This window comes from Streptomyces sp. NPDC023838 (genome assembly GCF_040639555.1).
Classification (GTDB): domain Bacteria; phylum Actinomycetota; class Actinomycetes; order Streptomycetales; family Streptomycetaceae; genus Streptomyces.
Genome location: NZ_JBFAAD010000040.1, coordinates 1 through 19,120, shown reverse-complemented (window position 1 = coordinate 19,120; position 19,120 = coordinate 1). Strand labels below are relative to the sequence as shown.

Here is a 19,120-nt window from a genome sequence, read left to right as displayed (position 1 = left end):
CCGGCGCAGAATCGGGCCGGGTTCACCGGCCTGGCTACACAACCAGCACGTATGGCAAGGAATTGAGATGACCATAAAGAGTTCACGCCACTGGTGGACCATCGCCGTGCTCGCCACGACCATGGGCAGCGGCATCCTGACCACTCCCCCCGCCTCCGCCCTCTCCGGCAGCGACGTCCCCACCGACACCTACACCTTCACAACGAAGCTCAACGTCGGCGAGAACTCGGCGTGCAGCGGTGCCCTGGTCGACCCGCAGTGGGTGCTGACCGCGGCCTCCTGCTTCATAGTCGACGGCAAGACCGCACCGGCTGGAAAGCCCGGTCTCAAGGTCACCGTGACGGTGGGTCGCACCGACCTCACCAAGTCGGGCGGCGTTGTGGTCGAGGCCGTGGAGGTCGTCCCGCACGCCGACCGCGATCTGATGATGGTCAAGTTGGCCCGCCGTGTCGCTGCTGCCCCGGTCAAGCTGGCCGCCACCGCCCCGACGGCCGGCGAGCAGCTCACCTCGGTGGGCTTCGGTCGCACCAAGACCGAGTGGGTGCCCGACAAACTGCACTCCGGCGCTTTCACCGTGTCCTCCGTCGGCAGTGGAGCCGTCGCGCTCAACGGCTCCGCCGGCGCGGTGATCTGCCAGGGCGACGCAGGTGGCCCCGCCCTGCGCGTAAAGAATGGCAGCGTGGAACTGGCCGCCGTCAACTCCCGTTCCTGGCGCGGCGGGTGCCTCGGCACCGACGCGGCGGAGACCCGCACCGGCGCGGTCGACGTTCGCGTCGACGACCTCGGCGCTTGGGTGACCTCCCTGACCTCGCGTCGCTCGGCCGCGGTGAACGAGGCCGGAGGAAACGACCGGGTCCGTTGGGCCGACTTCGACGGCGACCGCCGGCCGGACTACCTCACCGTCGCCGACAACGGCAATGTCGAGGTGTATCTCAACCGCGGCGGCGACGGCCACGGCGGCTGGGAGGGCCTCGGCAAGGTCGCTATGGGGCTGACCAACGACCGCAACCGTGTCCGCTTCGCGGACTGGGACGGCGACGGCAAGGCCGACTACCTCCTCATCAACACCGACGGCTCCGTCGAGGCCTACCTGAATCAGGGCGGCGACGGACACGGCGGGTGGAACGCCATCGGCAAGATCGCCCGAGGCACCACCACCGACCCCGGAAAGGTCCGGTTCGCGGACTGGGACGGCGACGGCCGCACCGACTACCTGACCTTCAACGACAGCGGCGCCGTCACCGCCTACCTCAACCGCGGCGGCGATCTGGTGCCGAACTCCGGCTGGGACGGCATCGGCCAGATCACCACGGGAGCCAGCAGCGACCGTAGCCGGGTCCGTTTCGCCGACAACGACGGCGACGGCAAGGCCGACTACTACCTCGTCAAGCCCGACGGCAAGGTCGACCTCTACCTCAACCGCGGCGGCGACCTGGTCCCGAACACCGGCTGGCAGGGCATGGGCCAGATCGCCACCGGCCTGACCACCGACCACACCAAGGTGCAGTTCGTCGACTTCGACGCCGACACCCACGCCGACTACGTCCTGGCCGGTACGGCCGGCAGCGCCACCGTGTTCGCCTGGAACGGCGGAGACGGCCACGGCGGCTGGACCGACCTGGGCAAGGTCGCGTCCGGCGCCTGACCTCGCCGCACCTGGACAGGCAGACATACCGGTTTGCCGCCTGCCACTGACCGCCTCGTGCCTCCATCCGTCTGGCACGAGGCGGCCGTGCTTGAGCCCCGTTCCGGTCCCAAGGCCCGCTCCGGCGGGTTACGGTGTCGCACTACACGCGAAGGTGACCCTGGCAGGATGTTCGCAGGCGGAGATCACCCTGGCGGCGCGGGGCGAGCGAACAAGGTCCCACGCAAAGCCTTCCGGTCCGGAACGCGATGCCCCCGCCACCAGCTTCGGCGCCGCCATTCCACGGCGGCCCACAACGCCGTACCTGACGCGCCGAATTCTTCTTCGAGAACGAGGCGTTGTCTTGCGTGCGGCCAGCAACCCGGGACACCGAGGCCGCCGAGGCCGCGGCCGATGACAAGTCTGCTGGGCCTTGCGACGGACATCGGCCGCCGGTTGGCTCAACCGCGTGGCCGCCAGATGTCCGCGTGCGGAATGGCCCAGTGCCCAACGGGCAGGATGGGCTCGACGACAACGGGCCTGGGAGGCCAAACGTGAGGCAGAGACCTCTTCAGGCGCAGTACGGTCGGCATCAAGGAGGCGAGTGGGGCCAGACGGCGCGACCGCGACCGACTCCTCGGCAGAGCACCGGATGACCACTTTCGGTGTCGAGGAGGAGTACCTGTTGGTCGAGGCGGACAGCCTCCGTCCGGTGCCGCGGAACAGCCGGGTCCTGTCAGCCGCCCGGGCGCTTCTGGGGAGCGATCCGGGAGACCTGTCGCCCGAACTGTTGCGGGCGCAGATCGAGATCGGCACTCCGGTGTGCAGGGAACTCGACGAGGTGGCCGAGCATCTGGGGAGGATGCGCCGTCTGGTGGGCGAGGCGGCAGCGGCCGCCGGATGCCGGGTGGCGGCGACCGGAGCGGGGCCGTCCCGCGGGCCGGGCCCGGTCCTGGTGACGGAGGGGCCACCGTATGAGGATCTGGCCGGTGACACGCCACCACTGATCCACGAACACGTGATCAACGGCATGCACGTCCATGTGGGCATCGAGGACCGGGAACTGGGCGTCGGCGTGCTCAACCGGTTGCGCCCGTGGTTGCCGGCGCTGACGGCCATGGCCGCCAACTCGCCGCTATGGGACGGACGGGACACCGGGTTCTCCAGCTGGCGCACCATCGCGTACGGGCGATGGCCCGTCGGTGGTCCGCCGCCGTTGTTCGCCGACGCCCGGGACTACCGTGCGCGGACGACGGGATTGATCGAGGCGGGGATGATCCGCGGCCGCGGTCAGCTGTACTGGCAGGCGAGACTCTCCGACCGCTACCCGACCGTCGAGATCCGTGCCATGGACACTCAGTTGGGGGCGGAGGAGGCGGTGATGTTCGCGGGCCTGCTCCGAGCACTGACGACGACCCTCGCGGGGCAGGTGCGACAGGGGTCCGCTCTCGTGCCGGTACCCCAGGAGCTGCTGGCGGCGGCCGTGTGGCACGGCGCGCGCGACGGTCTTGCGGGGACCCTGCTTGATCCGGTGCGTCTGCGGCCGGCACCGGCCGCAGACGTCGTCACGACACTTCTGGAGTACGTCACTCCCGCGCTGAAGGATGCCGGGGACACGGACCGGGTGGCCGGGGCCCTCGCCCGCCTGCTCTCGGACGGGACGGGCGCCGCCAGGCAGCGGACGGCCTGGGAGCGGGGCGGTCCCTCGGCGCTGGCCGCGCTGCTGACGGCCGGCACCCATTTTTGACCTCCGGCGTACGGCGGGCCATGTCGGTACTTGCACCGTCATTTGGGCGAGCACTCACATCAATGCCGCCGTCACACGGAACGGCCCAGGCCGGCGACGCGTCGACGTCTACGTCCACCGGATGGAGAGTGAAACCGCCCATTCATCACGCCCTGTATTTGTAAAATTACTGCCAGTGCGCAAGCATGTGGGCCGCACACTGCGCCATTTCGCGGGCAGCCGCGCCCGCGGCCTTCGCAGGGCAGCCGGCTGGACACCGGCAACGGGCGGCTGGCGTGCGGCACTCACGGGTCCGACGTGACCCAGGGGGTTGTGGTTGCACGGTTTGGGTGGGCGACCCCGCAGGTGGGATGAAAGGCATGTTTGTGGCCCCCTGGGACACCGTCGTGCGCGACGTCGGGCTCTTCGTCATCGTGATCACGCTGGCGTACAACGGGCCGTTGTTCGTCAGCGGTCTCCTGTTCGCCCGCCGCAGCGACGCGTCGTTGCGAGGTCAGCTCGCACTCAAGGACGGCGCGCCCCTGGCCCTGCCCTGCGGCTGGACGGTGTTCGTCGTGGTCCCGTGCCTGAACGAGGCGCGAGTCATCGCGAACACGGTCCGTTGTCTGCTGGACCTGCAGCCCGGGGTCCGGGCCGTGGTCATCGACGACGGCAGCGACGACGACACCGCCGGCCTCGCCGAAGCCGCGGGCGGAGACCGCGTCGCGATCGTGCGACGGGCGCTGCCCGAGGCCCGGCGCGGAAAGGGAGCCGCCCTGAACGCCGGTCTGCGCCATGTGCGCTGCCGAGTCCGCGAGGCGGGCCTGGACCCGGCGCGGGTGCTGGTGTGCGTGCTCGACGCCGACGGCCGGTTGACGCCGGGTGCGGTGGCCCACGTGGCCGCGCTCTTCGAGGCACCGGAGGTGGGCGGTGTGCAACTGGCAGTGCGGATCCGGGAGCGCGACCGTGTTGCCCTGCGGTTCCAGGACTTCGAGTTCTGGGCCCTGAGCGCGCTCAGCCAGTTCGGCCGGGCGGCCACGGGGTCGGTGAGCATGGGCGGCAACGGCCAGTTCACCCGCCTGTCCGCGCTGGACAGTGTGGGTGGACAACCGTGGTCGGACTCTCTGACCGAAGACCTCGACCTGGGCATCAGCCTTGCCGTCCATGGCTGGACGGTGACGTCCACCATGAGCGCCTACGTGTCCCAGCAGGGCCTGACCGACCCTCGCCGCCTCCTGCGTCAGCGCACCCGCTGGCACCAGGGCCACATGAGCGCCATCACGCGCCTCCCCGAACTGTGGGCCCGCCCCGGCATCCGGCTCGCGACCCGAACCGAACTCACCGGCTACCTGCTGCTGCCCTACCTGATCACCTTGCCATGGTCGCTCGTCCAGCAGTATGTGTTCTACCGCCTCGCACGAGGGCACGCGCCCCAGCTGGTCCACTTCCTGGCAGAGCATGGGTGGCCTCAAGTGCTGGGCGGCCTGGGCTGCTACGCGCTGGTCTTCGCGGGATACCTGGCGCTGGCGTTGGTGTACTGGCGACGCACGGATGATGTGCCCCTGGGGAAAGCGGCCGGCTACGCCCAGGCCCTGGTGCTGTGGAGCTACGTCAGCTTCGTCGCCGCCTGGCGCGCCGTAGGACGCATGCTCACCCGACGCAAGGGCTGGGCCAAGACCGAGCGTGTCCAGGAGGCCCCCGTGAGAGCGATCGTCGGCCCCGCGGCGCCCGCCGAGACCGGCCACGGGCGCCGGGAGCTCGGCTGATGCTCTTGCTATACGGCGCCGCAGAGGTAGCACCGGGCGCCACCCCTCAATGTTCTTATTTGAACCGGGGCCGGCTGGTCCAGCAACCGGCGGGGGGCCGTTGTAGGTGGTGAACAGGTCGGCGTCTCCTGTTCGGTGAGCGTTACACCGTCGAGCGGGACTGGGAGGCGCGGGCCACGAGCGGGATGACGGCCAGGGCAACCACGCCCGCGCAGAGGGCCAGCCACCGGTACCCGCTCCCGGCCACCACCAGCCCGGAGACCATGCCGCCGGTCGCCCCGGCGATGGCCATCCCCACGTCCACCAGGCCCTGGGTGGCCGCTCGTGCCTCGGGCGCGGCGGCGTCCGTGACCAGCGCCGACCCGCTGACCAGGCCGAGGTTCCATCCGACGCCGAGCAGTACCAGGGCCGTGGCCAGCAGCACCGTCCCGGCGGTTCCGGTGGGCGGGGCGAGTGCGGCGAGCACTCCGGCCGCCAGCAGTACCCCGCCGGACGCGGTGGCCACCGGCAGCCGCCCGACGCGGTCCACGAGCAACCCCGTCAGTGGCGAGGGAAGGAACATCGCCCCGACGTGCAGCGCGATCACCAGCCCTGCCGCCTGGGTGCTGTGCCCGTGGCCGGTCATGTGCACCGGCGTCATCGTCATGACCGCGATCATGACCAGTTGCCCGGTGACCATCACCGCCGCGCCGGCGACCACTCCCGCCCCACCCGAGTGACCACGCCGCCCGCGGGACTCCGTCGCCTGTCCGTTCTGCCACTCACGCGCCAGCAGCAGCGGGTCGGGGCGCAACCACAGGGCCAGCACGAGCGCGGCAGCCGTATACGCCACGACGGCGAGCAGGAAGGGGCCCGTCAGGCGGGGCAGGCCCCACGCATGTGCGACGGCTCCGGTGGGTCCGGCCAGACTGGGCCCGGCGACGGCACCGAGCGTGGTGGCCAGCAGTACGGTCCCGGTGGCCCGGCCGCGTTCCTCGGGCGCGGCCAGGTCGGCTCCGGCGTACCGGGCGAGGAGGTTGGTGGCCGTTCCAGCCCCGTAGACGAACAGGGAGAACAGCAGCAGGGGGACGGTACGGGCGGTGGCGGCAGCGACCACCCCGACGCTGCCGACGGCGGCGGTGGCGTGGCCGAGTGCCAGTCCGGGGCGGCGCCCCCACCGCTGGGATATCTGTCCGGTGCCCAGTGCCCCGGCCGCGGCGCCCGCCGTGAACAGGGCCACCGGCAGTCCGGCGAGCCCGGTGGAGCCGAGCAGGTCCTGGGCGAGCAGTGCGCCGACGGTGATGCCCGCCGCCATCCCCGCCCCGCCGAGTGCCTGCGAGAAGACCAGCACCTTCAGGATGCGGAGCTGGACCTCTGGCGGGGCGGGCCCCGGGTCCCGGGCGGGCGCGGAGGTCACTCGGTCGTCCTGTCGGACGGATCCAGCGCGGAGATCTCCGTCAGGTCGAGTCCCAACTGCTCGTTGAGGAAGCGCACGATGGTCCAGTGCGGGAGCGCGTCCTCGTCGAAGGGCCCGAACGAGGCGGTGTAGAGCGGGATCCAGCGCAGGGCCTCCTCGGCAGCGATTACTCGCGCCTTCTCTTCGGCCCGTTCGTTTGGACTTGCGGTGTAGTCGGTGTAGGCGATGCTGCGGTGGTGGATGAAGTACCCGCCGGGCAGACGGCCTTCGCACAGCTCCCGGTATTCGCGGGTCTGCAGGATGAGGAAGTGCCAGATCTCGTCGATCTCCTGCTCCACTGGCAGGAACAGTCCGCCGAGCCGCTCGGGGTACTGCGAGACCAGGTACAAGTAGCGCAGACACTCGCGTACTTGGTGCCGCACATGGGAGCTGTCGTGGCCGGTCGTGGCCGTGAAGTGCCCGACGACTTCCTCGTGGAACGCGGTACCGAGCAGTTCGACGGCGGTCGGCGCGGGGGTGGCCGGGGACGTGGCGACCGCGAGGGGCGCGGAGGTTGCGGACAGGGTCATGGGCGGGATCCCGTTCGGACGCGGAGGGACAGGGGGTACGGCGGCTCGGAGACTTGGGGCCGGCGGGTGCCGGTGGGCGCTGCCCGGGTGACCGGGTGTGTGCCTGCGGCCGGGTGGTGTTGCGGTCTCAGGAGGGGCCGGCCAGCCAGGCGTACTTGCCAGAGCGGCCGATCGGCAGATGTGTGCGGTGGACCAGCGTGCAGTCGCGGCCGGTGAGTGCGCGGACCTGCGCCAGGAGGTCCGCCGCCTCCGTCGCGTCGAGCGGGGCGCCGTCGAACGTGGTGTAGTGCAGGGCTGCGCGGGTCTCCCCCGGCGCAGCCGCTGAGCCTACTGGGTGCGTCGGTACGGCCGCAGCCCTGATGCCCGAAGGGCCGGACAAACTACGGGCGTTGACGGACTCGGGGCCCGGCCGGGCAGGCGAGGCCGCACTGGTCAGGCGCAGCTGGTGCAGGAAGACGCGGCGGGACACCGCGGTGATACGGGCGTCGAGGTCGGCTTGGGCGACGGGACCGTGCGGGGTGGGGAGCAGTTCCTTCTCCCGGCCGCAGAAGACATCGATGCGCGTGGGGTCGCTCGAACCGTCCAGGGTGCGTACGCAGTCGCCGGAGCGGTAGCGCACCAGCGGCATATAGGGGTTGCGGAGGCTGGTCACGATGAGGCTCTGGATGCCGCTGCCGGGGGCGACCGGGATGAGTTCGACACTCATGTCGTCCAGATGCGGACGGTAGCGGCCGGTGCGTGGGTCACTGGAGTAAAGGTAGCCGAGCTCGGTGCTGCCGAACAGGTCCACGACCGGGCAGCCGAAGCGCTCGCGCAGCAGGGCGCGGACGTTCGAGGGCGTGTACTCGTACGCGTGGACGATGCTGCCGGGGCGGGGGAACTCGTCCCACAGCCCCCACGCGTCGACCTTCCGCACCAGGTGGGCGAGGTGGTAACCGGAGCAGTCCAGGTGGTAGGCGCCGACCGGGTGGGCCCGGCTGACGTCGCGGATCTCGGCGAGCATCCGGCGAACCTCGGCGCGGTCCCAGTCGGCGGGGTCGAGGGTGCGGTTGAGGTAGAGCGTGCGGCCGTCGAGCCACCGTTCGCCCGGAGTGGCCCCCGGTTTGCCGGAGTTGACGCGTGCGACGTGCTCGGTGGCGAGCACCGTCGTCAGGGAGATGCGGGCGGCCCCGGACTCCCAGGTGGCGCGCAGGTCGGGGTGTTCGCTCCACAGCCGGTAGTAGGAGCGGAGCAGGAAGTAGGGCGGCCGTATCAGCTGCATCCGGGCGTGGTTGGTGCCGGTCGACATGACGTACTCGGCCTCGCCCGCCTCCAGGGCGTCCGCGAGACGGGGTGTCATCCAGTTGTCGGGGAAGTCGCGGGCGATCTCCGGCTTTTCGAGGATGGGGAAGTCACCCCGGGCGACGGACGCCCGGTAGAGCGGGATGTCCCGGACCCGGTCCACGACGTCGGGGCTGGGCTGCGGGCTCATGGGGCCTCCGTGGGGTCGCGCGGGGAAAGGGGCGGGAGCCGCCTGCCGCAGGCGCGACGCACGGCTCCCGCAGGTGTCGGGTGGGTCAGCTGATGCGGTGGTACCGGTGGTCAGCTGGTGCGTTGATACGGGTGGGTCAGCTGATGCAGCCGGTCTTGCCGACGGCGCTGATACAGCCCGACTTCGGCGCGGCGCTGATGCAGCCGTCCTTGGCGCCCTGCGCCGAGTTGGCCGCGACCCACTTGCTCCAGACGGTGTCCTGGGTCATCTGCTTGATGAGCTTGTCCATGAGGGACCTCCTCGTGTGTACGGAATCGGTGAGCACGGGTCCGGGGTGATGGATCTCCGGCAACCCGCTCACCGAAGGTAAAGAAAACTCCAATGGATCGTCAATGACGGGTCAAGAGGATGGCGGGAAGTGGCCCACCGCGTCGCCGTCCGCATTGGACGGAACGCGGGCAGGGCGGAGCGCCCCACCGGGGAGGGCCCCTGACGGACGTTCCAGCTGCTGTTTCGTCGGCCGGGCTGCCCGCTGGGCCACAGCGGGAGCCGGGGGCTCGGCGGGGTGCGGCGGCCGGAACGCTCCGGCCGCCACACCGCTGCGCCTTATTCGAGCCTGCTGCCCCTCCCGCCCCCCGGGCCACCGCGGTCGGGCTCCCCGGCTCCCCCGTCGTGGCCGCGCGCCGCGACCGCGGGGGCCGCGTTCACGGCGCCGGGGAGCACCGGGACGGGCTCGGCGGGCGTCTCGCGGTCACGGTGCTCCGGGGCCGGCCGTACGGGCTCGGCGTTCACGCGGTTGTGCCGTGCCGCCCAGTTCTCCAGGGTGGTCTGGCAGGCGTGGTCGAGGTGGCGCACACCGGTCAGGTCCAGTTCGACGGGCCGGCCTTCGGGCAGTGCCTCCAGGGTCTCCAGGATGCGCGGCAGCCGCAGGAACGTGGCGCTGCCCACGAGCCGCACCACCAGCCGCCCGCCGGTCAGTTCGCGCACGTCGACCTGGATGTGCGACGTCTCCCAGGCGGACTTGGCCACGGCCAGGACCAGGCCCAGTATCACGCCGTCGAACATGTTGGTCAGCACGATGGCGACGGCGGTGACCCCCAGGACGATGGCCTCGCCGCGGTGCGCGCGCCAGAGCGGAACGATGTCCTTGACCGGGATGAGCTTGCAGCCCGCGTGCACCAGGACCCCGGCCAGGGCGGCGAGCGGGATCACGCCGATCGCTGCGGGCAGCAGTACCGCGAAGAGCAGCAGCCACACACCGTGCAGGATGCGCGAGAGCGATGTGCGCGCTCCCGCCTGTACGTTCGCCGAACTGCGTACGATCACCGCCGTCATCGGCAGGGCGCCGAGGATGCCGCACACCGTGTTGCCGACACCCTGGGCCACCAGTTCCTTGTCGTAGTGCGTGCGCGGGCCGTCGTGCATACGGTCCACGGCCGCCGCGCTGAAGAGGGACTCGGCGGACGCGATGAGGGTGAAGGCGAGGACCGTACCGAGAACGGCCACGCCGCCCAGGTCGGCCAGGTCCCCGAGACCGGGCGGCTGCACGGTGTCCACCAGGCCGCTCACGGTCACGTTCGCCACGTCCAGGTCCAGGGCTGTGACCACGGCGATGGCGAGCGCGACGGCCGCGAGCGGTGCGGGCACCAGCCGCGCCCTGGCGGGCAGCCGCGGCCACAGCACGAGCACCGCGATCGTGCCCAGGCCCACCGCGGTGGCGGTCAGCGCGGTGCCGTCCCGCACCACGTCGGCGATGAGTCCGGGAAGCCCGAGGATCTTGTCGGGGCCGGAGCGGGGCTGGCTCTGTCCTGCCATGGTGTAGAGCTGACCGAAAATCAGCACCAGGCCGATGCCCGCCAGCATTCCCTGGACGACGGAGACGGATATCGCGCGGAACCAGCGTCCGCAGCGCAGGAGGCCGAGCACGATCTGGAGGGCGCCGGTCAGCAGCACGATGGCGCCGAGCATGCTGAGCCCGAACTCCCGGACGGCTTCGAAGACGAGCACGGTCAAGCCGGCCGCGGGACCGCTGACCTGTAGGGCACTGCCGGGCAGGAAGCCGACGACGAGGCCGCCGACGATACCGGTGACGAGGCCGAGTTCGGCCGGGACGCCCGACGCCACGGCGACCCCCACACACAGGGGCAGGGCCACCAGGAAGACGACGAGCGAGGCGAGTACGTCCTGGCGCAGCACGCCGGGGCGGCGCAACTCGCCGAAGGAGGATGGCAGGAGGGAGGGATTGGGGGGCATGTGGGAATTCCTCGGTCGGTCTGACAGGCCGGGGGACAGATTCAGGGGTGCCGAGCGCCGCCAGTGGCGCGGCGTCTGCGGATCGCGGGCACGGCTGCGGGCACGGGCGTGCCGCCGAGCGCGTGCGCGCGGGCGCGGCTCGGCTCGGCTTCTCTCGGCAGGAGAAGGGGACGTGAAGTGGCAACTCATCCGCACGCGCATGAGCATGTGGACATGCCTGTGCACGAGGATGTGCCTACGCATGCAGACCCAGACGCGTCTCGGACGCGCCGGTCTCCGCGAAGCGTGCTGCGCGCCGTAAGCACGCAGTCCCGCAGTGGGAGCGCTCAGAGAGGCCCGAACGCGGGGTGCCCTTCTTCGCCGGACCTGACGGCCGCGACGCGCGCCCCGGCCCCGGTGGCGTCGTACGGCGCGGGCCGATGGGCGTGGACGGCGCCGGTGTGGACCTCGTAGTACCAGGCGTGCAGGGCGAGCGACCCGTCGGCGAGACGCTCACTGACGCACGGATAGCCCCGCAACGTAGCCAACTGCGCGAGCACATGGGCTTGTACGGCCTCGGCGACGGCCGGGGTGCCGGGGAGCGAGCGCAGCGAGGCGTCGTGCGGCACCGCGTGCTCCAGCCAGCCCCGCACGGCCGGCATGGCGGAAAGGTCGTCGCCGCGGACCAAGGCACCGACGGCACCGCAGTGCGAGTGTCCGCAGACGACGATGTCGCGGACACCGAGCATACGTACGGCGTACTCAACAGTGGCCGCCTCGCCCTGGGGGCGGTCGTCCTCCGGGTAGGGCGGGACGACGTTCCCCGCCGTGCGCAGTTCGAAGAGCTCGCCCGGCCGAGCCCCGGTGATCAGGGCGGGAACGACGCGGGAGTCGGAACACGTGATGAACAGGGCCTGCGGGGACTGCCCCGCTTCCAGGGCGCGGAACCGCGCGGTGTGCTGGGGGTCCGCCACATGTGCTGTGGCGAACGAACGGGCATGATCGATCAGTGACTTCATGGTGGCCTGCCTCCTGCGCCGCTGCGGCGTGGGGGCCGGAGCGCGGTGTGGTCGGGTCAGAGGGTTGAGGTTCTCGGCGCGCCAGCGGTGCGAGCCCAGGGCTGGTCCCCGGCTCGACTGACGGCAGCCGCACCTCCACTTTGCCTTCGCATTACCTCTCACCGAAAGGGCAAATTCTTGCCAAAGAATGGGCAATAATCGCCGCTGGCCTGTGGGTTGGTACGCGGACAGACCATCGGTCCGGGCTCCGATGGTTGGCCCCTCACACCGGGGCGCGAACTCTCGGACGGCGTAGGCGTGTTGCGTACGTGTTACGGCAAGGTTTCCGCGTCGGCACCGCTCACGTCCCCGACGGCCGCGGCTGCTCGGGCGGAACCGAACTCTCGGCAACCGCCATCCACTGGTCCAGGTCGGACTGAGTGAACTCCACCCAGGGTGGGATTTCGGGGAGCTGACGGAGCAGGTCGTAGGCCTCGGGGATCTGGGGGCCGCGCAGGACCGGGCAGTGGCAGCCGGCGATGACCTCGGCGTTCAGGTGCTGGAAGTCGGTGACGACCGTCCCGAACTTCTGGGCGTCCAGCAGGGCGACCCAGGGGGCGACCAGGCTTCCGCCGAAGAACTGGCCGTCGCGGAACTCGTCTGGCGACAGCGCTGCGATTTCGGGCATGGGAGTCGGCACGTTCGTGGCGAAGGTGTCCACGGCCCACAGGACGTTGGTCTTCGGGTCGAAGAGGGCGCGGGTTGTGGGGTTGTCGTACAAGGGCGGTCGCTTGGCGACCAAGGTGCGGTCGCCCGTGTCGATCGTGTCGCCGTCGGTCATGAAGCGGCACCGGTTGATGGGGGTCTCCCACTCCTCGGCCATGCGGCCGATGGAGAACCATGTCGTCAGCAGGGTCGCGTTCGGGCATTCCGCGAGGACCGCCAGGAGGTTGCCGGCGTGGTCGCGGTCGTCGTGGGTGAGGAAGATCCACCGTACGTCCAGAGGATCCACGACGGACCAGGCTGCCTCCAACCACTGGGAGCGCACCGCGGGCGCCCCGGTGTCCACGAGGACCGGTTCAGCTCCCCGAATCACCATCGAATTCATCGGGAAGTGGCCGACCGGTGGGGCCTCAAGGGCCCACGGGATGACGAAAGTCTCCTCGGCGATCTTGTACGGCTGCAGAAGGTTGAAGCTTTCCATGGTCGTCATCGCTGGTCTCCTAAGACGGAGTCGCCGCAGCGTCCATGATTCCAGTGCAGTCCCATGGCGGGCTGCCGTCAAACGCAGAACTCGTGACGGTCGGCTTCGGTGAGCGACGAGGGGTGTGCGATCGGTGCCGGCAGGTCTCGCCGCGCCGTGGCCATCGCCAACACGGGATCGTGGCCCGCGGCCGGGGAGGAGCGCCCGGACTGGTGTCAGGGGCAGCCCACCCCGCAGCTCGCCCTCGGCGACGCGGTCGAGTGGTCTTCCGCCGCTCGCCCCGTGGGACGGCAAGCACCACCCCCCGCACGACCACGATGGGATTGAGGGGGGCTACGGCGTGCCGCCCCCGAGGGCCCTCCTGTGATTGCCCCGCACCGCAGATACCCGTCTGCGAGGATTGGCGGACCAGGAGGAAGGGACCTCTGATGGACGCTCTCGGTGGCGAAGACCCCAGACGTGTAGGGAACTTCGCTCTTTTGGCAAGGTTGGGCAGCGGAGGCATGGGCGAGGTGTTTCTCGGGCGCTCGCCCGAGGGCAGAACCGCGGCAGTCAAGCTCATCCAGCCGGATCTGGCCCGTGATCCGGAGTTCCGCCGCCGTTTCCGGCTCGAAGTGGCTGCGACCCGCAAAGTGGCCAGCCCCTGGACGGCATCAGTACTCGCTGCCGACACCGAGTCATCCCGTCCCTGGGTGGCGACCAGCTTCGTCCCGGGTCTCACCCTCACCGAGGCAGTGGAGATGAGCGGCCCTCTGCCTGAGCGGGCCGTGCTCCACATAGCCAACAGGCTCGTCCATGCCCTTCACGACATCCACGCGGCGGGCCTGGTCCACCGGGACCTCAAGCCGTCCAACGTGATGCTGACCCTCGACGGACCCGTAGTGATCGACTTCGGTATCGTCCGGGCCGCCGACGCCAGCGTGGTCACCCGGGCCGGAGTGATGGTCGGCTCCCCCGGATTCATGTCTCCCGAGCAGGCACGCGGACTCGAAGCGGACTCGCCAAGTGACGTGTTCAGCCTGGGCTGCGTCCTGGCGTTCGCCAACACTGGCAGAGCGCCCTTCGGCACTGCCACCGACAGCGGTGTACCGGCCCTGTTATTCAGGGTCGTCTCCGAAGAACCCGACCTGACGGGCATACCGGAAGCGCTGCGGGCTTTGGTGGTGGCCTGCCTGGCCAAATCCCCTGCGGACCGCCCAACCTTGGCGGAGCTCACAGAGATAGCGGCGATCCAGTCGACGGCAGAACCGGCGCACGCGGAGTGGCTTCCGCCGACGCTGACCTCCGCTGTGGCACGGCGGATCACCCGAGCCCTCGCTCTGGAAGCCCCCAAGGCTCCGGCCTCTCCGGTTCCGCAGACCCCCACTGCCGTTCCTATCCCCCCTATCCACAACGCAGTGACGGTGACCGGGTCTACGCCGCCGCCTCCGGCCCCACCGCACAGCTTGGAGGCTCCGGCCTCCAGCACGGCCATGGCGGCTCTGGCTCCGACTTCCCGGACGGGTCATGCCCGACGCCCGGCTCTGCTGACCGGCTCTCTCCTGGCAATCGCCCTGGTCGCGGTCGTCCTGGTCGCAGTCGTCCTAACGATCATCATGCCCAGGCTCGGCAAAGACGAGCCCTCCGCGAAGCCCACACCCCAGCAGTCCGCCTCCACACCCGCCACGCCGGCGGCAACGGACGAGGCCACTCCCGTTGGAATCATCCCGCAGGTCTTCCTGGGGGTATGGCAAGGCACCATCACCCGCGACCAGGAGCGGCGCATGACGATCAAGCAGGGCAAGATCGGAAACACCGTGGTGGTCACAAGAACGATCAGCTCTGATGCCAAGTGCCGCGGCACTGGGACGCTCCTGTCCGCCAAGGAATCCACCATCGGACTTGACACCGTAGTTACAGAGAGCATTCCCGAAGGCAGATGCGTCAGCGTCGGCGAGCAAACACTCACCCGCATCGACGACGACCATCTCCGCTGGGAGGCCGGAAACGATACCGGGATCCTCACTCGCCAATGACCCGGAAACCCCGCAGTTCAGCGGCTCGCCCGTCCGATGTCGTCTCGGCGAACGACAAGGAGATACCGGCGGAGTTGAGCCAGTAGGTGCAGCACCGTGAGACACCGGGAGAACCTGCAGGTCGCAGCGTCGGCGTGGGCAGTGAGGCGCACCACACGGCGACTCAGAGATCATCGACGGGACAACGCTCAGGAGTCACAGCTTCCCGGGTAATAGCTGTAGCTGTCGAGGTAGAGAAGATTGACGCCGAGTGCCTCCTCGTACCTCACTGACCATGTCGACTTCAAGGGGTCACTCCCCTCCAAGTAGAAGGTCATGACGTCTCCCTCGGTGATGACATGCCCGTAGAAGCTGCTGCTCTCGTTCTCTGCCGCGACTTCGCCCTTCGCAGTGAAGGCGTACGTCCAGTGACCGTCCGGTTGGTCGTTCGCGCCACCGCACCAGACGCCCACCACGCTGTCAGGAACAGACCAGCGCACCTCGGGTTCGGGTGGTTTGAGCTCGGGTTCCGGCGGTGTCGGACTGGGGTCGGATGGTGCCGGGTCGGTTTCCGCTGGTGTCGGGCTGGGGCCCGTCGGTGTCGGCTCAGGTTCCGGAGTGCGCTCTTTGGGCGTGGAGATCGCCGGCTTCGGGGCGGGCGTCTCCGGTGAGGAGCACCCGCTCGCCGCCAGAAGGGCAAGGCCCAGTGCCAGGGCGCAGGTGAAGCGAGAGGCGGCGGACCGCGCAGAAGGCAGCATTTTCCCCCCTTATAGATCGAATGGTTCCCATGTGGAGTCCATCGGCTTCGCACGCTACGGAAGCGCAGCGACGAGCACATCCGTGATTCCCCCGGGCCTTACCCCGGGGTGTAGGGGCCAGGCCCTGGGTTTGGCAAAGGGGTACCGGTCTGCCCATTGGCACAGGCCAGTCAGGATTCCTCGTCGAGCTTGGTAATCAGCCCCATCCGCGAGGTGATCCCGAGCTTCGTATAGGCGTTGCCGAGGTGGTATTCGATCGTTTTGACGCTGAGGACCAGCTCCCGTGCGATCTCGCGGTTCGACATGCCTTGCCTGGCAAGTCTTGCCACGGTCAGTTCCTGCGCGGTGAGCCCGGCAGGACGGAGACCGTCGCGTCGCGCTGCCACGCGACCGCACCCGGCAAGTTCTCGGATACACCGCTCGAGATACGGTGCGGCCTGCAGATGCAGGAACATCGAATGAGCGGATTCAAGTTCGGCCACCGCCTTCTTACGTTGGCCAGTGCGGCGTAGAAACGTACCGTAGGAGAAGTGCAGCAATGCCTCCTCCCAGCACGGAGCTCCTTGCCTGCAGAGCTGCACCCCCTCCCGGAACGCGTGATCGGCGGCTTCATGATTGCCATATGCCTCTTGCAGCAAGCCCCGGCAACGCGCGGCTGAAGCCTGTTCCAGCCACCGGCGTCGCTCGGTGGCGCCGTTCTCGTACGGGATGAGCACCTCGAGGGCCTCGTCCTTTCGCCCGAGACGTGTCAGGGCTTCTGACAGCAGCGGTCGCCAGTGGACGATACCGACCTCCTCCAGGCCACTGCGGTGGACGATCTCCTCACTCAGGAAGGGACTCAGCACAGCCACCGTGTTCTCGTCATCACCCCGCGCGTTGTGCACCAGCGCGAGCGCTGTTGCCGCGAAGGCGCCATCATTGACGTCGGCCAGCGTCCGGGCGTGCTGCACCGCTGCCCTGGCATGGGCCTCGGCGGCCTCGAAGTCACCCCGGCCGGCGAGGGGGAAAGCGGTGAAAGCATGCACGACGGCCAAGATGGATATCTGGTCGGTGTCTTCGGCCAGGGAAACAGCCTGGGTGCCGTGCGCGATGGCTTCGTCCCACTGTCCAGCCCGGTATTCGGCGTCAGTGAGGAAGGCCAGTGCCACAAGAGCCGCGTAGGGCAGACCACCCCGCCGGTGCGAGGCGAAGGCTTCTCTCAGATCCCGGCCGGCTTCTTGCAACTGACCGTTCCACAACTGCAACATCCCCCGCGCGAGCAGACCGTCCAGTTGCTCGGGCGCGTGGCGAGGCCCTGAGAGCGGGAGGTTGGCAAGGGAGCGCATGCCTTCTTCGTACTTGCCGGAGATTGCCAGCCCGATAGCGAGGGAGTCACGTAAAAAGGACGACCGCCTGCCCGGCGGAAGATCGAGCCCGCGCCTCGCCCACCTGACGATGTTCGGTGCGTCGCCCTGGATGAGGCACAGCCAGGCCATCTGCTCGGCAGCCTTTTGCAGGGTTTCGGCTTCCGTGCCCGCTCCGCAGCTCTCCCAGCACGCGGCGAGCCTTTGGCGGGCCTCCTCCAGTCGGCCCGTGGTCAGGGCGAGATGGCCCAGTACGTACTGCTGTTGGGCATCGGGCTCCCTGTCGCGGACCGTCGGCTCGAACTCGGCGGCCTGGCGTACGTCGCCGGCCAGCAGGCGGTACTCCACTGCCTGGACCAGCCACCGCTCACGGAGGTTGCTGTGCGTGGACAGCCGTGCGGCGGCGAGCGCAGCCGAGGCAGCTGCCGCCCAGGCGCCTCTCTCGGACTCCTGCGTGGAGAAGCGAATGAGTTCGTCCGCCAGATCCTCGTTCGGTGCCACGGCGGCTTGCACCCGATGCTGCAGCGCGACGTAGCGGTCCTCCGACTGGGCAGCAGCCAGGTGGTGCAGGCGGGAGCGTTCGGCTGGATCCAGCCCTCTGTAGACAGCGGCCCGCAGCAACGGATGGGGGAAGGCGATCCTGAGCACAGCGTCGGCCGGAACCTCTTCCAGGAGCTCATACGTCATCGCTTCCGCCAGCGCACTCAACGGGTCCGGCACAGCCCCAATCCGCGCGGCCTGATGCAGAGAGCTTGACATGCCAAGGACGCTGGCGGCTTCGACGAGGCCGCGTGCTGCTGCGCTGCACCTAGCGAGATGCCCTGCGACGAGCTGCTCGTACCTGCGAGGGGTCGGTAGGACGCTGTGGCCGCCGAGGACATCCCCAGGAAACTGCTGCAGCAGCGCCTTGGTGTGCAGCGGGTTTCCGTGCGTGTGCTCCCGCAACCGGGCGATGGCCGAGCGGGGAAGGGCAGACGGTCCCAAGGCCGCATTGAGCGCGACGATGTCCGAGAGGCCGAGTCCCTCCAGGGTCAACGTGAGCGTGGTGTCATCGTGGAGGATGCGGTGCAAGCCCTGTGGCAGCCTGGGATCATTGGCGTCTCGTGTGAGCAGAACCGCGAGCACCCGGTCCATACGCAGTCGCCGCAACGCGAAGGTGAGAGCGTGTAGCGAGGGGGTATCGGCCCAGTGGACATCATCGATCAGCAAAACCACGGGGGCTCGACTCTGGATCTGCCCCAGGGCGTCGAGGAACAGGGCGCCGACACCGATCGGGTCCTGCGGGGCGGCGTCGGGCATGCCCCGGACCAGCTCCCGCAGCGCGTCCGGCACGTCGGGCAGCTGCACTACGAACTGCGCGATGACTCCGTACGCAAGTTCCATCTCCAGTTCCTCGCCACTGGCCTTCAGCACGCAGCACTCCGCGGCGCCACCGGACAGGAAGTGCCGGGCCAATGAGGTCTTGCCTATCCCGGCGGGCCCGTCGACAACGACGATCTGTGGCGCGCCGTGGGCCGCTGAGTCCAACCGGGTCGTCAGCTTGCTCAGCTCCTCCTGCCTGCCCAGGAACAGAGATGGTGGTGTCTGCTGCGGCACAGTCGGCGCCTCCTAACGGACTCAGGGAACTGATGAATTGGACACCGGCCGGGGCTGCCTTTCAGTTGCCACGTTCGGACCCCTCACGCCTGTGTACGTCATCACGTGCGAGCCTCCGGTGCAGGTTCCTCCGCCGCGGCGTCTTCGCCCGATCGAGTGACTCTGTAACGGGGAGCAAGCAGGTTCTGAGCAGGCGGGCAGGGGAAGAGACCCGACGGGTACCGGCCCTCCGACCTCCCGCCGCACACGCCGATCGAGGAACTCGTCTGCCTCGTGACCGCTGGCGGATCGAACACGACTACCGGGAACTCAAACACGGCCTGGGACTGGACCACTTCGAAGGAGGCTCCTAGGGCCTGTCGTCAAATTCCCGTCGTCGCCCGAAGGGCGGTCCGGCGGCGTCTGGTGCGTGCTCTCGGCGCGCCGGGCGAGAGCCCTCGTAC

Annotated in this window: 13 protein-coding genes; 4 read left to right on the top strand and 9 right to left on the bottom strand. The window is 69.4% G+C overall.

Features of this window, described 5'->3' with window-relative positions:
• Positions 1–67: 67 nt before the first annotated feature.
• From AB0G17_RS32355 to AB0G17_RS32345, 3 genes are all read left to right on the top strand, one after another.
• Positions 68–1,645 (top strand): FG-GAP-like repeat-containing protein, encoded by a 1,578-nt coding sequence (locus AB0G17_RS32355; RefSeq protein ID WP_361390382.1) that lies wholly within the window; start codon positions 68–70, stop codon positions 1,643–1,645.
• A gap of 631 nt (positions 1,646–2,276) precedes the next feature.
• Positions 2,277–3,371: a glutamate--cysteine ligase gene (locus tag AB0G17_RS32350; protein ID WP_361390380.1), complete on the top strand. Its 1,095-nt coding sequence runs from the start codon at positions 2,277–2,279 to the stop codon at positions 3,369–3,371.
• Positions 3,372–3,730: 359 nt separating this feature from the next.
• A complete protein-coding gene (locus AB0G17_RS32345; protein ID WP_361390378.1) occupies positions 3,731–5,116 on the top strand; it encodes a glycosyltransferase family 2 protein in 1,386 nt (461 codons plus the stop codon).
• 142 nt (positions 5,117–5,258) lie between these two features.
• On the opposite strand, the gene AB0G17_RS32340 is transcribed toward AB0G17_RS32345, so the two are convergent.
• The 7 genes from AB0G17_RS32340 to AB0G17_RS32310 all read right to left on the bottom strand — a co-directional run bounded on the left by AB0G17_RS32340 (position 5,259) and on the right by AB0G17_RS32310 (position 12,995).
• Positions 5,259–6,512 (bottom strand): MFS transporter, encoded by a 1,254-nt coding sequence (locus AB0G17_RS32340; protein ID WP_361390376.1) that lies wholly within the window; start codon positions 6,510–6,512, stop codon positions 5,259–5,261.
• Positions 6,509–7,075, bottom strand: a complete 567-nt coding sequence (locus AB0G17_RS32335; RefSeq protein WP_361390447.1) for a hypothetical protein — start codon at positions 7,073–7,075, stop codon at positions 6,509–6,511. Before AB0G17_RS32335 ends, AB0G17_RS32340 begins: the two co-directional genes overlap by 4 nt.
• A 133-nt stretch (positions 7,076–7,208) precedes the next feature.
• Positions 7,209–8,552: a hypothetical protein gene (locus tag AB0G17_RS32330; RefSeq protein ID WP_361390374.1), complete on the bottom strand. Its 1,344-nt coding sequence runs from the start codon at positions 8,550–8,552 to the stop codon at positions 7,209–7,211.
• A gap of 136 nt (positions 8,553–8,688) precedes the next feature.
• Positions 8,689–8,841: a hypothetical protein gene (locus AB0G17_RS32325; protein WP_361390372.1), complete on the bottom strand. Its 153-nt coding sequence runs from the start codon at positions 8,839–8,841 to the stop codon at positions 8,689–8,691.
• Positions 8,842–9,158: 317 nt separating this feature from the next.
• On the bottom strand, positions 9,159–10,805 hold the full coding sequence (locus tag AB0G17_RS32320) for a SulP family inorganic anion transporter (protein WP_361390370.1): 1,647 nt from the start codon (positions 10,803–10,805) through the stop codon (positions 9,159–9,161).
• 326 nt (positions 10,806–11,131) lie between these two features.
• Positions 11,132–11,803: a carbonic anhydrase gene (locus AB0G17_RS32315; protein WP_361390368.1), complete on the bottom strand. Its 672-nt coding sequence runs from the start codon at positions 11,801–11,803 to the stop codon at positions 11,132–11,134.
• A gap of 340 nt (positions 11,804–12,143) precedes the next feature.
• A complete protein-coding gene (locus AB0G17_RS32310) occupies positions 12,144–12,995 on the bottom strand; it encodes an MBL fold metallo-hydrolase (RefSeq protein ID WP_361390366.1) in 852 nt (283 codons plus the stop codon).
• Positions 12,996–13,414: 419 nt separating this feature from the next.
• On the opposite strand from AB0G17_RS32310, the gene AB0G17_RS32305 reads away from it, so the two are divergent.
• Entirely contained in the window at positions 13,415–15,001 is a 1,587-nt protein-coding gene (locus AB0G17_RS32305; protein WP_361390364.1) for a protein kinase, read from the top strand.
• A 188-nt stretch (positions 15,002–15,189) separates the two neighbouring features.
• On the opposite strand, the gene AB0G17_RS32300 is transcribed toward AB0G17_RS32305, so the two are convergent.
• Together AB0G17_RS32300 and AB0G17_RS32295 are read right to left on the bottom strand one after the other, a co-directional pair.
• Complete coding sequence (locus AB0G17_RS32300; protein WP_361390362.1) at positions 15,190–15,738, bottom strand: hypothetical protein; 549 nt, start codon at positions 15,736–15,738, stop codon at positions 15,190–15,192.
• A 170-nt stretch (positions 15,739–15,908) separates the two neighbouring features.
• A complete protein-coding gene (locus AB0G17_RS32295; RefSeq protein WP_361390360.1) occupies positions 15,909–18,677 on the bottom strand; it encodes an AAA family ATPase in 2,769 nt (922 codons plus the stop codon).
• Between the last annotated feature and the right edge of the window lie 443 nt (positions 18,678–19,120).

What these genes read in the sequence shown, in the direction of transcription:
- AB0G17_RS32330 (WP_361390374.1), bottom strand. Translation starts at nt 8,552, where the DNA reads ATGAGCCCGCAGCCCAGCCCCGACGTCGTGGACCGGGTCCGGGACATC.
- AB0G17_RS32305 (WP_361390364.1), top strand. Translation starts at nt 13,415, where the DNA reads ATGGACGCTCTCGGTGGCGAAGACCCCAGACGTGTAGGGAACTTCGCT.
- AB0G17_RS32300 (WP_361390362.1), bottom strand. Translation starts at nt 15,738, where the DNA reads ATGCTGCCTTCTGCGCGGTCCGCCGCCTCTCGCTTCACCTGCGCCCTG.
- AB0G17_RS32345 (WP_361390378.1), top strand. Translation starts at nt 3,731, where the DNA reads ATGTTTGTGGCCCCCTGGGACACCGTCGTGCGCGACGTCGGGCTCTTC.
- AB0G17_RS32315 (WP_361390368.1), bottom strand. Translation starts at nt 11,803, where the DNA reads ATGAAGTCACTGATCGATCATGCCCGTTCGTTCGCCACAGCACATGTG.
- AB0G17_RS32355 (WP_361390382.1), top strand. Translation starts at nt 68, where the DNA reads ATGACCATAAAGAGTTCACGCCACTGGTGGACCATCGCCGTGCTCGCC.
- AB0G17_RS32350 (WP_361390380.1), top strand. Translation starts at nt 2,277, where the DNA reads ATGACCACTTTCGGTGTCGAGGAGGAGTACCTGTTGGTCGAGGCGGAC.
- AB0G17_RS32320 (WP_361390370.1), bottom strand. Translation starts at nt 10,805, where the DNA reads ATGCCCCCCAATCCCTCCCTCCTGCCATCCTCCTTCGGCGAGTTGCGC.
- AB0G17_RS32310 (WP_361390366.1), bottom strand. Translation starts at nt 12,995, where the DNA reads ATGACGACCATGGAAAGCTTCAACCTTCTGCAGCCGTACAAGATCGCC.
- AB0G17_RS32325 (WP_361390372.1), bottom strand. Translation starts at nt 8,841, where the DNA reads ATGGACAAGCTCATCAAGCAGATGACCCAGGACACCGTCTGGAGCAAG.